Source organism: Schaalia cardiffensis, from assembly GCF_016405145.1.
Taxonomy (GTDB): Bacteria; Actinomycetota; Actinomycetes; order Actinomycetales; family Actinomycetaceae; genus Pauljensenia; species Pauljensenia cardiffensis.
On sequence record NZ_JAEKIA010000008.1, the window covers coordinates 41,410 to 54,782 of the forward strand.

A 13,373-nucleotide genomic window follows, 5' to 3' on the forward strand; every position below is an offset into this window, starting at 1 on the left:
TATGGGGGCAGAAGCGCCTCAATGGCTGTTCAGTTCTTTCACTGACACGATGCAGGAAATCGGTGCGAGTGCCTCTTTGGAGCGCCTCGACGCCGAGGCCCGCGACTTGGTTGCGCACTGGTCCGCTCCGGAGCGCCGCCTCCACAACACCCGCCATCTCATTGATGTCCTCGCGCACATCGACGAGCTCGCAGCGACCTCGCACGACCCCGATGTCCTGCGGGTTGCCGCCTGGTACCACGGTATTGCGCTGAACCGTTGCCTCTCGATCCGCGTTCAAGGCACTGACCCTGTGTCGGCTGAGAATCTGTGCGTGCACATCACGCGGACTCGTCTCTTGGAGCTCGGTGTCAGTGAAGACGTTATCGACAGGGTTGCCGAGCTCTTGTCCTACATTGCCCGCCACCGCGCGCCCCGCACGGACGTGGATGCACAGGTCCTCGTGGATGCCGACCTTGCGATGCTGGCTGTTTCCCCGCAGGAATACAAGAAATTCCGGGAGAACCTGCGCGCAGAGCTATCGGATGTTGAGGAGACCGAGTACCTTCGCGCTCGACGTGCCGTGGTCAAGCAGCTCCTGTCCTTCAATCCCCTCTACCAGTCTCCTCTTGGTGAAGCCTGGGATTCGGCGGCGCGAGCAAACCTTGAGGTTGAACTCGCGAAACTGGATTCTGCCCTGCGCGATTGTGCGGACGATTCTTCCGCAGACGAGGCTGAGCCTGAGACCGAGCCTTCCGGGTCCATCAACGATGAAGGGCGGACTGCGACGGGGACGATCATCATTAAGCGCCGTCAGTTGAAGAAGAAGGCGCCGGCGAGCCCGGACGAGTTCACTTCGACGGGTTTGCTTCCGAAGATCGCACCGGTTCCGGAGACTCAAGTGCTCTCTTCCGAGGAGGATTCCGCATCATCTTTGGAGATGGCGATCGAAGCACTCGATTTGCCTTCCACTCCTTCAAAGTGACAAGGCTTGTCTTCTCAGTGTCCTGAGATTTCGCTGCCCCGGTCCACAAGGATCGGGGCAGCTGTGTCTTTCCACAAGGCGAGGGCGGGGGCGAAGCGTACGTGAGCGCATCTTCATAGCCTGTCGTGCAAGCGCCGGAAAAGATCGGCGTATTCACACGGAAGGACAGGTCCTATGGCGATGTACACGATCGATTCGGCCCAGGTGAGCGCGAGTGCCGCCAGAGTCGGTCAAAGAAGCGCAGAGATCCGTTCCCAGGTCGAAGCCCTGATGGCTGACTTGTTGGCTCTGGAGGGTTCATGGACTGGGGTTGCGCAAGCGGGCTTCCAAGCGTGTATCACGGATTGGAGGGCTACTCAGGCCCAAGTCGAGGCCTCTTTGGATGCGATCGGCCTTCGTATGGGCGAGGCAGCGGCAGTGTATGAGGAAGCCGAGGCCCGCTCCGCTTCGCTCTTCGCCGGGTGATTCTTCGCCTTTGGTGCAGGCGCGGGGCCCTCCGCTCGGCCCTCACTGAAGATCCGCCTCCTGGATGCCTTCGCTGCAGGCGCGGGGAGCGCCCTCCAACGCCGCGAGGAACCAGCGGGTACCGAGCGCCTTCGCTGCAGGCGCGGGGAGCGCCCACTGGAGCGAGCTCCCCGCCGCCCCCTCCCCCAAGGCTCATGCAGGCGCATGGGGGCGCCCACTGGAGCGAGCTCGCCACCTCCCCCCTTCCCCCAAAGGCTCATGCAGGCGCGGGGGCCGCCCTCGTAAAGGACGACCCCCGCGCAACGAGGTGTCAACCAGCGCCTCGTGGCCGGTCGAGTAGAGGCTCGGCTCAGTACATTCCACCCATGCCGGCGTCTTCACCGCCAGCCGGAGCCGGGGGCTCGGGCTTGTCGGCAACGACAGCTTCGGTGGTGAGGAACATACCAGCGATCGACGCCGCGTTCTGCAGGGCGGAACGGGTGACCTTCACCGGGTCGGAAATGCCTTCCGCCATGAGGTCGCCGTACTCGCCGGTCGCAGCGTTAAGGCCGTAGCCCGCCTCCAGGGAGGAGACGCGGTCGACGACGACGCCACCTTCGAGGCCCGCGTTCTCAGCGATCTGCTTGAGCGGCGAGGACACGGCGATGCGAACGATGTTCACGCCCGTCGCCTCGTCGCCGACAAGGCCCTCGAGAGCCGGGAGTGCACGATCGGCGGCCTGGATGAGAGCGACGCCGCCACCGGCGACTAGGCCCTCTTCGGAAGCCGCACGAGCATTGCGGATCGCGTCCTCAATGCGGTGCTTGCGTTCCTTGAGCTCGACCTCGGTAGCAGCGCCGGACTTAATGACGGCGACGCCTCCGGCGAGCTTGGCGAGGCGTTCCTGGAGCTTCTCACGGTCGTAGTCGGAGTCGGTGTTCTCGATCTCCTGGCGGATCTGGCGGACGCGCCCGTCGATCATCTCCTTGTCGCCAGCACCCTCGACGATGGTGGTCTCGTCCTTGGAGACGACGACCTTACGGGCGCGGCCGAGCAGCTCAAGGTCGGCGTTCTCAAGGGAGAGGCCCACGGTCTCGGAGATGACCTGGCCTCCGGTGAGGATCGCCATGTCCTGCAGCATCGCCTTGCGACGGTCGCCGAAGCCCGGTGCCTTGACGGCGACGGACTTGAAGGTGCCGCGGATCTTGTTCACGACGAGGGTCGCGAGGGCTTCACCCTCGACATCCTCGGCGACGATGAGCAGGGGCTTGCCGGTCTGCATGACCTTCTCGAGGACGGGGACGATGTCCTTGACGTTCGAGATCTTGGAGTCCATGAGCAGGACGTAGGCGTCCTCAAGGACTGCTTCCTGACGCTCGGTGTCGGTGACGAAGTAAGCGGAGAGATAGCCCTTGTCGAAGCGCATGCCCTCGGTCGTCTCGAGGGTCGTGTCGAAGGAGTTGGTCTCTTCGACGGTGACGACGCCCTCTGCGCCGACCTTCTCGAAGGCCTGAGCGATGAGGGAGCCGATCTCGGTGTCATTGGCCGAAATGGAGGCGGTCGCGGCGATCTGCTCGGTTGTTTCGACCGGCTTGGCGTCCTCGTGGAGCTGGGCGACGATGGCGGTGACGGCCTGGTCGATGCCGCGCTTGAGGGCGATCGGGTTCGAGCCGGCGGCCACATTGCGCAGGCCCTCACGGACGAGCGCCTGAGCGAGGACGGTGGCGGTGGTGGTGCCGTCGCCTGCGACGTCGTCGGTCTTCTTCGCAACTTCCTTGACGAGTTCGGCGCCGATGCGCTCGAAGGGATCTTCGAGTTCGATCTCCTTGGCGACGGAGACGCCGTCCTTCGTGATCGTCGGAGCGCCCCACTTCTTGTCGAGGACGACATTGCGGCCCTTGGGACCGAGGGTGACCTTGACGGTGTCGGCGAGGAGGTTGAGGCCGCGCTCCATGCCGCGGCGTGCTTCCTCGTCGAAGTGGATGATCTTGGACATTCTGTCTGGTTCCTTCCGCGATGCGGATCAGGGGCGGTGCCCGCGACGGACGAGGAGCCTGTCTTCGACCCTGTGTCGTCGACCGACGCCTCTCACCGACCCGATGGTTTTGTCACTCTGCCTTGGCGAGTGCCAACGCCAAGTCTGGCACTCGACCCATGCGAGTGCAAGACGAGTGAGGGGTTCAGCCCTCGGCTGAGAGCAAAACTCGCAAGGCTCGGGCTGCTAAGGCAGGCCAGGTCCTCGGAGGTGCAATGCTATGCGAGCCACTCATGCAGAGCATGTGTTCGTTGAGGCACCAGTGCCACGCTCATGGGTCACTGCCCCACCCCGTGCACCACTGCACTACTTGTGCACCAGAAGCGCGGCGTGTCGTGCAGGCCCCTCTCCGAGCGGATCGAAATGCCTGCTCGCGCGCCAGATGCGCCGCCCGTGCGCCGCTGCTCTACCCGCGCACCACTGCCCTGCCCGTGCGTCGCTGCCCTGCTTGTGCGCCAGAAGCGCGGCGTGTCGTGAATGCCCTCGCCGAGGGGATCGAAATGCCTGCTCGCGCGCCAGATGCGGGTTCGCGCAGCCATTCCGACTCCGATATGCGGGTTCGCGCAGCCGATCCCCACTCACACATGCAAGCCCGCTCGAGCTGCGTTCTCTACTCCAGGTTTCCCCGCAATTGCGAGGCCCTACTCCAGGTTTCCCGGCAGCCCCGCTTCCGATTCCAGGTTTCCCGGCAGAAATGGCCGTCATAGGGCAGGAATACGACGGGAAACCTGGAATCCACACAGGAAGCGCCCAGGCCCCTCGCACCCAGAAGGGCAGCACGACCTGCGAAGACTGATAGAGGCTCGACCCAGGGCCCCACACAGAAGACCAACCCCCGACAAACACAGAGGTGGCCGCTCGGCTCATCCGAGCGGCCACCTCATCACGTCAAAGGCTCTCGCCTAACGAAGAACGCACCGGCGCATCCTCAGCGCAGAAGGACGACCACATCCGGATCACCCAGCCCAGTGGTGGTGCGGACATTATCAATGCCGAGGGTCTGACCAATGGCCTTTGCAGTCGCCTCGAGGTTCGGATCCTCGTAGTAGATGACGGTGATTTCGCTGGCCCAACCGTTCGCGTTCGCAGCAGTAGCACCAAGGAATCCCGCGTTCGCCAGATCAGAGACGCGAGCAGCGGCGAGACCGGCCTGGTTAGTGCCGTTAAGGACCGAAATCTTCACATTGTGGTCAACGATCGGCTCAGGCGGAGTGGACTGTGCCTGCTCGACGGGAGCGGGCTGCGGCTGAGGCTCTTCGGCGGACTCATTCTGGTCAGTTGACATGGGCTGAGAATCCGCAGACTGAGCTTGGTTGGCCGACTGGGCGGGCGTCGGGTTCGCGTTGTTATTCGACGTATCCCGATGGGTCAAGTAGCTGCTCGCTCCCCAGGCGAGCAATGGCACGATGACGAGAATCGCAAGGAAGGGCATGACTGCCTTCCAGCGCGAAGGCACGGGACGATGCATGCCGACTGGCATGTCTTCGCCGGCAAGGTCGAATTCATCACGGGGGTACTGAGAGCTCACGGTGCCAGATTAACCGTCGAAGCACACTTGCGCTCGCAGCTCCACTGGGCGAGCCCCGTCCTCGTCACTCACTCCCGGATGCAGCGCTTCGCCCCTCTACTTCGCAACAAGCCCACTGCGACGTTGTCTCCCTGTGTTCTATACTCCGCCACACCGACAGGGCGGAGCAATGTCGCTCACCTCGGTGTCTCCCTGTGTTCCATGCTTCGCCTTCCCCATCGCAGCAAGCCAGCGGAGAGTTTTCGCTCTCGCCTTCATGTCTTCGCTGCCCCGCCCTCGTCGTTGAACCCGAAGCGAAGGTGCCTTCCCCATTAGGCTGAAGGGGTGACTGATGTTTCCCCGAAGCCCCTATCCGCCCTCATTGACCCGGGGTGGGCGAAAGCCCTCGCGCCGGTTGAGCCGAAAATCCACGAACTCGGAGTGATGCTGCGCGCCGAAATCGCCCAGGGGCACAACTACCTTCCAGCGGGGACGGATGTCCTTCGGGCCTTCACCTACCCCTTTGAGCAGGTGAAAGTCCTCATCGTCGGTCAAGACCCCTATCCGACGCCGGGACACGCGATGGGATTAAGTTTCTCTGTTGCTCCAGGGGTTGCGATCCCGCGTTCACTGCAGAACATCTTCGCGGAATTGGAGTCGGATATTGGCGCGCCCCGCCCCTCCTCCGGTGATCTGCGGAAATGGTCGCGTGAGGGCGTGTGCCTTTTGAACAGGGTGTTGACGGTTCGACCTGGTGCTCCGGGCTCGCATCGCAGGCGCGGGTGGGAAGAGGTCACCGAGTGCGCGATCGACGCCCTCGTTCACCGCAGGGACGATGCGGGAAATCGTTTGCCGCTTGTTGCGATCCTGTGGGGAAAGGACGCTCAGACTCTGGAGCCTCGCCTCGAGGGAGTGCCGATCGTCAAGTCCTCCCACCCCTCCCCCATGTCCGCGCGCTACGGTTTCTTCGGTTCCCGACCATTTTCGAGGGCGAATGCGCTGCTCGAATCCCAGGGAGCGAGCCCGGTCGATTGGGCCCTCTGAGCTGGATGAACCCTCGAGCCAGCTGGGCCCTCCGACCTGGCTGAGCGCTCTGAACCAGCTGGACCCTCTGGGCCGGCTGGGCCCTCTCGGCTGGCTGAGCGCTCTGAACCAGCTGGGCCCTCGAGACGGCTGGGCTCTCTGACCTGACTGGGCCCTCTGAGTCGGCATGCCTCCTCTCAGCTGACCGGCCCCCTTACAGTCCCTTGTTCCCTCGAGCCGATTCGCTTCTCTGAGTCGGATCTCTCCTCTGAGTCGGCTCTCTTCTCGGAATCGAGCGCCACTAAGAAGGAGAGCACGAAGCGCGGAAGAACAACACGAAGGCGACCCCAAGACGGCTATCGCGAGCACTGAAGGCAGCGCTTGGGGACGTCCTCACACGCTGGGATGCCAGGCCGAAGGGCACCTGAAGTCCAGGCTCGCGCCTCGACTCTGGACGGCTCGGACCGAGAAACTCAGGAGTCTTCCCCTCGCCTGAGAGTCGAGTCCTTCAACACGTTTAGCGTCCCAGCTGAAGGCGAGCCAGTCTCTCGCCCAAAAGAAGAAAAATGGATTCTAGGGGACTTCTCCGACACGTTTACCACCGCTAGTGGCAGCGACACCGACACCAATCTGGCCCTTCTGCCGCAAGGAGAGTTTCTCGGCACTCTTGCGCAGGAGATCGCGCGCTCTTGTTGCTCCGTGGCCCACAGATGCCTATGGGGCGCCGTTATGATACGGGTATCTCGTCGACACACTTTTCTTCCCTTGGAGGCTCGCATGGCTGTCTCAATCAGGCAGGCTTTCCGCCGCAGTGGAACCGTCATCGGACTCGTCCTCGCGCTCATTGCAACTCCAGGGGTCGCGCTGGCTGATTCTCTGGAGTCACCAACGCCTCGACCGTCAAGCTTCGAGCAACCGACTCCCCCGAATCCTGGGACCAGCAGCCCTCATGAGGACTCCCACCCCACAGCTCCTTCTACTTCCCTCCCCACAGCTCCTTCTATTTCTGGAGCAAGCAGCGAGGACGGGGCTGAGACGCAAGTGCCTGAGAATCCTCAATCCGGGAGCGGCTGGGTTGGCGAAGGTGCTCAGAGGCGCTACATCGACCCTGAAAGCGGCCTTGCCGTGACGAATAAAGTCCGCAAGATCGACGGCGTTGTTTACGCATTCAACGCGGAGGGCTTCATCGTTGATGGATGGTTCACGTCTCCTGAAGGCGAGCACTACTACTCAACACCTCAGGGGGTTCGTTTCGGCTGGTTCTCACTTAACTCGAAGTGGTACTACGGTGATCCGGCTGCGCTAGGTGCTCGAGTGCACGGCTGGCTCAACGAAGGTGGAGCCCGGTACTACTTGGCTCCCACTGGCGAGATGCTCACGGGGTGGCAGAACCTCGATTCCGACTGGTACTTCTTCGCTGCTTCAGGTGCGATGCGCACCGGTTGGCTCGCACAGGGCTCAACCTGGTACTACCTCAGCCCTTCCGGCGCCATGGCCACAGGATGGCAAGCCGTCGGCGGCTACTGGTACTACCTCTACTCCAGCGGAGCAATGGCGAGCGGCTGGCTCAATGACCAAGGCACCTGGTACTACCTGAACGGTTCAGGCGCAATGTACACCGGTTGGCTCGCACAGGGCTCAACCTGGTACTACCTCAAGGGCTCGGGAGCAATGGCAACCGATTGGGAGGGAATCGGCTGGAAGTGGAATCTCTTCGATCACTACTCCGGTGCGTGGATCACGGATCGGGCGAGTTTTCAGTACGACTGGGACCGCGCGAAGTCTTTGTACTCACCGACGAACTACCTGATCCTCGTCGACACTTCTGCCGTTCATTGCACGGGCTTCTACTGGCGCGACGGCACGTGGTGGCCGCAGCATGATTGGCCGTGCTCGGTCGGCGCCCCTTCGACTCCGACGATTACGGGGACCTACTCCATCGGTTCGCGCGGGCATTCCTTCGGCAACGGGTTTACCGCCTACTGGTGGACACAAATCTGGGGCGATTACCTCTTCCACTCGACCCTCTACTACCAGGGGACCCTCACGCCCCTCGATAGTCGTCTCGGCATGCACATCTCGCACGGCTGTATCCGCATGAGGTACGAGGACGCCTACTGGATCAACCACACGATCCCCTCGGGCACAACCGTCCACCTGTACTGAAGCCCCGCAACCGATGGATCTAGGTGCTCACAAACCGACGGATCTAGGTGCGAGTGAGCCTTTCGTTGGGCCTTTGCTCTTTCGACCTCTCCCCGATCCGGGAGGCGAGTCGGCCTTTTGGTGTGCCTCAGCTCTATCGATGTCCCCCGATCCGGGAGGCGAGTCGGCCTTCAGCCTTCATCACCTCTGAATACGCGTCAGTCCTGGATCCGGGGTGTTCACAAGGATCACTCACAGTTTTCGCTGAGAAGGCGAGACAGCACCTGGATCCGGAGTGCTCACAGAGACCACCTCGAACACAGCGTCCCTACTGTCCTTCACCCCTAGGTTCAAGCCCACCAATGATGAGATCCATCATCTCCTCGAGGCTGTGCTCCCAGTCCTTCGTCGCCTCCTTAGAGGAAAGGAGCTTCTCGAAGGCTGCTTCGACAATGGTCCTGAGGATAGAGATGTTGACTCGGCGCAATTCTCCGGCCTCCATCCCTCTAGCGAGAAACTCAATGATCGGTTCCCACCCACTTTGGAGTCTCTTGACAATGTGGCGATGAATCCTGGGATGTTCACTCAGAAACTCCGTGAAGCTGCTTGTCGCAACAGGCCCGTAACCTTCTGGCTGGACGATCATCACCAGGCGGACCTTTTCGACCGTCGTTAAATCCGGATCTGAGAGGATCTGCATCTTCGCGGCCTTGACCTTGTCGAACCACTGGTCGATCGCGGACAGAATCATCTCCTCCTTATCCTCGAAGAGGACGTAGAGGGTCTTCTTCGACATTTTGAGGTAGGTCGCCAGCTCACTCATCGTGAATGCTTTACCAGTCTCAGCCCATAGGTTGACGACTCCGTCGAGGCAACGCCTGCGTTGTTCTTCGCTCGACTTCTTCATTACCTTGATCTCCATTCAAAAACCCGACGATGCTTCCTAAGTTTCCTATGAGAGTTTCTTAGCAGAAAAACAGGGTCGCCATGAAACTCTATTCAGGGCAAGAGGCGTTCCCCGGTCAAAAGAATGTGCGCCGTGGCCCTTGTTCCGCAGCTCCTCTGTTCCTCGGTTGCTCCGTTCCTCTGTTCCTGCGTCGGTGACGACCCCACACATGATCTCAAGCCGCACACCAGACCCCACACCACGTCGAGATCACAACCAGGGTCAACACAAGTCCCCAACACCCCTGCCCACACACCCCACACACAATCTCAAGCCGCACACCAGACCCCACACCACGTCGAGATCACAACCAGGGTCAACACAAGCCGCCAACACCTCTGCCCACACACCCCACACATGATCTCGAGCGGCACAGCGAGCCCCGCACCAGATCGAGATCACAATCAGGGGGTACTGAACTGCCCACGCCCTGCCGTGATGCCCAGCTCATTGCGCGCCAAGGCCCAAAACACCATTGTCCCCACCCGCGACGTACCACGGCGCCCCAGCAACCCGACAACGCTTTCCTCCACACACGCCAACGCCCCCTGCACACAACAGAAAGCCCCACACACGCGACACCCACCCGCGACGTACCACGGCACCCCAGCAACCCGACATCGCTTTCCTCCACACACGCCAATACCCCGCACACAACACAAACCCCCGGACAGGCCACCCCTGCCCCTGCCACAACACAAACCCCCGGATAGGCCACCCCCTGCCCCTGCCACAACACAAGACCCCACACACCAGCCCTGCACGGCCGAGGGTGAGCACATCGACGGCCTTGGACCGAAAGCCCCCCACACGCCAATACCTCCGCGCACAGCAGAAAGCCCCGCGCCGACTTTCGTCGACACGGGGCCGTTTCTCAGTGGAGCCGCCTATCGGACTCGAACCGATGACCTGCTGTTTACAAGACAGCTGCTCTACCAACTGAGCTAAGGCGGCGCGCCAATAGTGTGCCATGGAGTCCGGGGCTCAGACGAATCCGCGAGCGCACGCGTCCGAGCCCCGAGAATCCAGGAGAGTGTTTACTCGGTCTTCAGGCTCATTGCCGCCCGCACAACGGACAGGAATTCTGCGGCATTTGAACCACTCAGAGGAATCTCGGTGGAGTGGTCTTTGACGAACTCGGGGGTGCCAAGATTTCCGCGCCCTTGAATCGGGGCGTCCCGCCATGCCTGGGTGGAGGCTTCGAGGTACTTTTCGACGACGTTGGGGGGGAGTTTTGCGACGACCTCATCGGAGATGCCCTGTTCCTTCGCGATCATCTTCACCTGCTCCCAGGACTTATCGAGGTCCTGGATGACCGTGCCCTTCCCGGAGTTGAACTGCGAGGCGAAATACGACAGGAGCGCATGGTGGAAGCTGATCCAGTGCTCGGGGTCTTCTTTGGCGATGATGAGCGAGGCCGAGGTCGCGGGGAGTTCATAGGCCATGCCGACCGTGGTGACGGGCTGGATTTCGAGGTTGTATTCGCCTCGTTCCGCCCCTTGGACGAGGTCGTGGCCGAGCGCAACGTCGATGTCTGCGCAGGCGTGGCAGGAGTAGTCGAAGTATTCGGTGAGGGTCGGGAGGGCTTCGTCCTTCTTGCCGACGCCGAGGTGGGAGTAGATGATCGGCTCGCCATTAGCGTATTCCCCGAGGGTTGTTGCCGGGTCGGCATCTATTGCCGCGTTCTTCTTGTTCACCTGGTTGCTGATGACGATCGCGACTGTCGCGATAACAGCGAGGACAACGATGAGGACGATCGAGATGATGATCATGCGGGTTCGACGATCGGCCTTTGCTTGGGCTTCACGCATTTGCTGCGCCTTCAAGCGGACCTCGTCCTGGGGCTTGTTGAGGGGCATGAGCCTCCCTTTCTTCGGTTCGATCGTCACCCTAGCGATGGTTCCTGGAGTTTGCTTTCAGGAGAGGCCTCCTGTGAGGAGGTACCAGGTGGTAATCACCACTCCTGCGCTGATCATTCCAGCGATGAAGCGCACCCACAAGGGGCCGAAAACCGCCTTGGAGAATCGGCTGGTGCCGTCTCGCAGGTCAATCGAGGTGGGCATCAGCCAGGTCAACACCAGAGTTGCCCACAGTGCAGCCCACAGTGAGGCGGCCCCATGGGGGTCTTGGATCAGAGGCTCGGCGCTGATCGGTATTCCTGGGTGGCTCATGAGTTTCGGCCATAGTCCCCAGTTCGGGTTTCCCATTGTCGAGGACGAGTAGGCCACCCATGAGAGGTAGGGGATGAGGGCTGCGAGTGTGAAGCCGAAGGCGAGTTCTGCGAGGACGCGCAGGAGCATGAGCGGCGAGGCGGCGATCATTGCTGCTGTGTCGGAGCTTTTCATTCCGCCGTTGCGGATTCGTCGCATTTCGCGTCGTCGGAGGTTCGCTCCTGTGAAGCTCACAAGGAAGAGGACGAGGGCGAGGGCGAAGGAACCTGTGGTTCCGAGGAGGATGGGGAGCAGTGCCAGCGGCATGAGGAGTGCGGGTCCGAGGATCCATGTTGTTTTCGGCAGAGCGGGGGTGTAGCCGGGCTCGTCTGCGTGCAGCCATGTGGGCTCTTCTTCGTCCTCGTTTTCGGGGTGATTGGCGCGTATGTCTGTTGGGAATCCTCTTCCACTATCTTCCAGGTCCCATGTGCGAGGTTGACCAATCGGGGCTTCTCCCCATCCGGGGAGGTGTTCGGGCGCGACTGGCGCCCATCCTGCGCCTTGTCTTAGCGTAGTGCTTGCCCCTCTAGGGGCTGTTGGCACGCCCCCGCTCAGCTGTCCAGCTACTGGCGCACCTGCGCCCAGGTGTCCCGGCATTGCGACTGCGCCCCCGGCAGCCTGTCCCGGTGTTACTACTGCGCCCCCAGCATTTTGCCCGGGCACTGGGGCAAAGGCTCCACCAAAGTGTCCCGGCACCCCCTGAGCCCAGTCCTGGGGGTGCCCTCCCAAAGCAGGATCCCATGTTCCTTGTGCTCCAGGTATAGGTCCCCACTGCCCGTTTGTGGGCCCCCACTGCCCGTTCGTCGCATCCGCCGGGAGCGCGCCTGCCTGCGAGAATCCTCGCCCACCTGGGGTATCTGCGCTTTGCCCTGCATCCCAGGCCTCAGCCTGTGACTGCTCGTGCGCCGACCCTTGAAGGGGCGTCGCACCTTGGGCTGGCATTGTGCGTGTCCGTCCGGGTGCATCATCGGTGGGCAGGACGCAAGTGGGTTCTGCTTTTGCGGCATACGCGGTCGGCCAATCGACGGCATCGAGATCAACCTCGTACGCGAAGTCGGCTGCCGAGTTGAAGGCGTCAATGATCTGACCTGGGGCGAAACGGACGGAGGGGTCCGGGGAGAGTCCCTGAGCGAGAGCCTGGGCGACCAGGGGATCAATTCCTTCAAGATCGGCTTGGCCGGTGAGGACGCGCATGGTGATGCCCTGCAGGTCTCCGCTGCCAAAAGGCGGACGACCGGTCGACGCGGAGAGCATGGTCGCGCACCACGCCCACCAGTCCGTCGCTTCGCTGGCTTCCTGGCCTCGAAGTAGTTCAGGTGCGGTGTATCCAGCGGTGCCGGAGACGAGGCCCGTGCGGGTCAGGTGCTCGTCCTCGTCGCTCATGGCGATGCCGAAGTCGATGAGGATGGGACCTTGAGTCGAGCAGATGATGTTTGAGGGTTTGATGTCGCGGTGGATCACGCGGGCGGCGTGGACTGCTTGGATGGTGTGGCGAATGTCCTCGCCGAGGACGGCGACGCTTCTCGCGTCGAGGGGACCTTCTTTGAGGACTGCGGCCAGGGTGGGCCCGGCGATGTATTCCGAAGCGATGAAGGGCTGGGAGGCTTCGGTCTCGATATCCACCACTCTCGCGACGGAATCGGAGCGGACCGAGTTCACTGTCGCGGCTTCACGTTCGAGGCGCCTGCGCGCAGCTTCAGAGGAGGCGAGGGCGGGGTGGAGAAGTTTCAAGGCGACCTGAGCGCCGCCTCCGTCCTCGGCGAGCCACACTGTTCCGGCGCCGCCCGAACCGAGGGAGCGCACCAGGGTGTAGCCCCCGAACTCCTCACCCGCATTCACGCTCCAAGCCTACAGGCGCCCGGCTTCACTCAGCCCGAGGGTGCTGCGAAGGGAGGGACTCCCAAGCAGCCGTGGCAACGCCGTCCGCCTCACTCAACCCGAGGGTGCTGGGAGGAAGGGGACTTCGAGATAGCCACGGTTGGCGCCCGATTTCACTCAGCCGGAGGGTGCTGCGAGAAAGAAGGGCCCTCTTTTGAAGGCGGGTCCTGTTCTGAAGGAGGGCTCTGCTCTGAAGGCGAGCCGAAAAGCCCGCACAAGCC

At 62.1% G+C, this 13,373-nt stretch carries 9 protein-coding genes and 1 tRNA gene; 4 read left to right on the plus strand and 6 right to left on the minus strand.

Annotated elements, in window-relative coordinates; genetic code table 11:
• Position 1: 1 nt before the first annotated feature.
• Positions 2 to 964 carry an HD domain-containing protein gene (locus JFX23_RS06060; RefSeq protein WP_198776158.1) on the plus strand — a complete coding sequence of 321 codons (963 nt, stop codon included), beginning with the start codon at positions 2 to 4 and terminating at the stop codon, positions 962 to 964.
• A 174-nt stretch (positions 965 to 1,138) separates the two neighbouring features.
• Entirely contained in the window at positions 1,139 to 1,429 is a 291-nt protein-coding gene (locus JFX23_RS06065; RefSeq protein WP_005962344.1) for a WXG100 family type VII secretion target, read from the plus strand.
• Positions 1,430 to 1,778: 349 nt separating this feature from the next.
• Here the strand turns inward: JFX23_RS06065 and groL are convergent, their stop codons facing one another.
• Both groL and JFX23_RS06075 read right to left on the minus strand, forming a co-directional pair.
• A complete protein-coding gene (groL, locus tag JFX23_RS06070) occupies positions 1,779 to 3,404 on the minus strand; it encodes a chaperonin GroEL (protein WP_198776159.1) in 1,626 nt (541 codons plus the stop codon).
• 967 nt (positions 3,405 to 4,371) lie between these two features.
• Entirely contained in the window at positions 4,372 to 4,971 is a 600-nt protein-coding gene (locus tag JFX23_RS06075) for a LytR C-terminal domain-containing protein (protein ID WP_198776160.1), read from the minus strand.
• A 324-nt stretch (positions 4,972 to 5,295) separates the two neighbouring features.
• Here JFX23_RS06075 and JFX23_RS06080 point away from each other — a divergent pair, with 324 nt between their 5' ends.
• Both JFX23_RS06080 and JFX23_RS09515 read left to right on the plus strand, forming a co-directional pair.
• Positions 5,296 to 5,994 (plus strand): uracil-DNA glycosylase, encoded by a 699-nt coding sequence (locus tag JFX23_RS06080; protein WP_198776161.1) that lies wholly within the window; start codon positions 5,296 to 5,298, stop codon positions 5,992 to 5,994.
• A gap of 756 nt (positions 5,995 to 6,750) precedes the next feature.
• On the plus strand, positions 6,751 to 8,139 hold the full coding sequence (locus JFX23_RS09515; protein WP_198776162.1) for a L,D-transpeptidase family protein: 1,389 nt from the start codon (positions 6,751 to 6,753) through the stop codon (positions 8,137 to 8,139).
• A gap of 307 nt (positions 8,140 to 8,446) precedes the next feature.
• Here JFX23_RS09515 and JFX23_RS06090 read toward each other — a convergent pair whose 3' ends face one another.
• From JFX23_RS06090 to JFX23_RS06105, 4 genes are all read right to left on the minus strand, one after another.
• Positions 8,447 to 9,025, minus strand: coding sequence for a TetR/AcrR family transcriptional regulator (locus tag JFX23_RS06090; protein ID WP_165544459.1), 579 nt, complete (start codon positions 9,023 to 9,025; stop codon positions 8,447 to 8,449).
• Between the two features lie 917 nt (positions 9,026 to 9,942).
• Positions 9,943 to 10,018, minus strand: a tRNA-Thr gene (locus JFX23_RS06095).
• 83 nt (positions 10,019 to 10,101) lie between these two features.
• Positions 10,102 to 10,953: a DsbA family protein gene (locus tag JFX23_RS06100; RefSeq protein WP_198776163.1), complete on the minus strand. Its 852-nt coding sequence runs from the start codon at positions 10,951 to 10,953 to the stop codon at positions 10,102 to 10,104.
• 27 nt (positions 10,954 to 10,980) lie between these two features.
• Positions 10,981 to 13,113, minus strand: coding sequence for a serine/threonine protein kinase (locus tag JFX23_RS06105; RefSeq protein ID WP_198776164.1), 2,133 nt, complete (start codon positions 13,111 to 13,113; stop codon positions 10,981 to 10,983).
• Between the last annotated feature and the right edge of the window lie 260 nt (positions 13,114 to 13,373).

Coding starts and splice junctions, on each gene's coding strand:
- JFX23_RS06060 (WP_198776158.1), top strand. CDS start 2: ATGGGGGCAGAAGCGCCTCAATGGCTGTTCAGTTCTTTCACTGACACG.
- JFX23_RS06065 (WP_005962344.1), top strand. CDS start 1,139: ATGGCGATGTACACGATCGATTCGGCCCAGGTGAGCGCGAGTGCCGCC.
- groL (WP_198776159.1), bottom strand. CDS start 3,404: ATGTCCAAGATCATCCACTTCGACGAGGAAGCACGCCGCGGCATGGAG.
- JFX23_RS09515 (WP_198776162.1), top strand. CDS start 6,751: ATGGCTGTCTCAATCAGGCAGGCTTTCCGCCGCAGTGGAACCGTCATC.
- JFX23_RS06090 (WP_165544459.1), bottom strand. CDS start 9,025: ATGAAGAAGTCGAGCGAAGAACAACGCAGGCGTTGCCTCGACGGAGTC.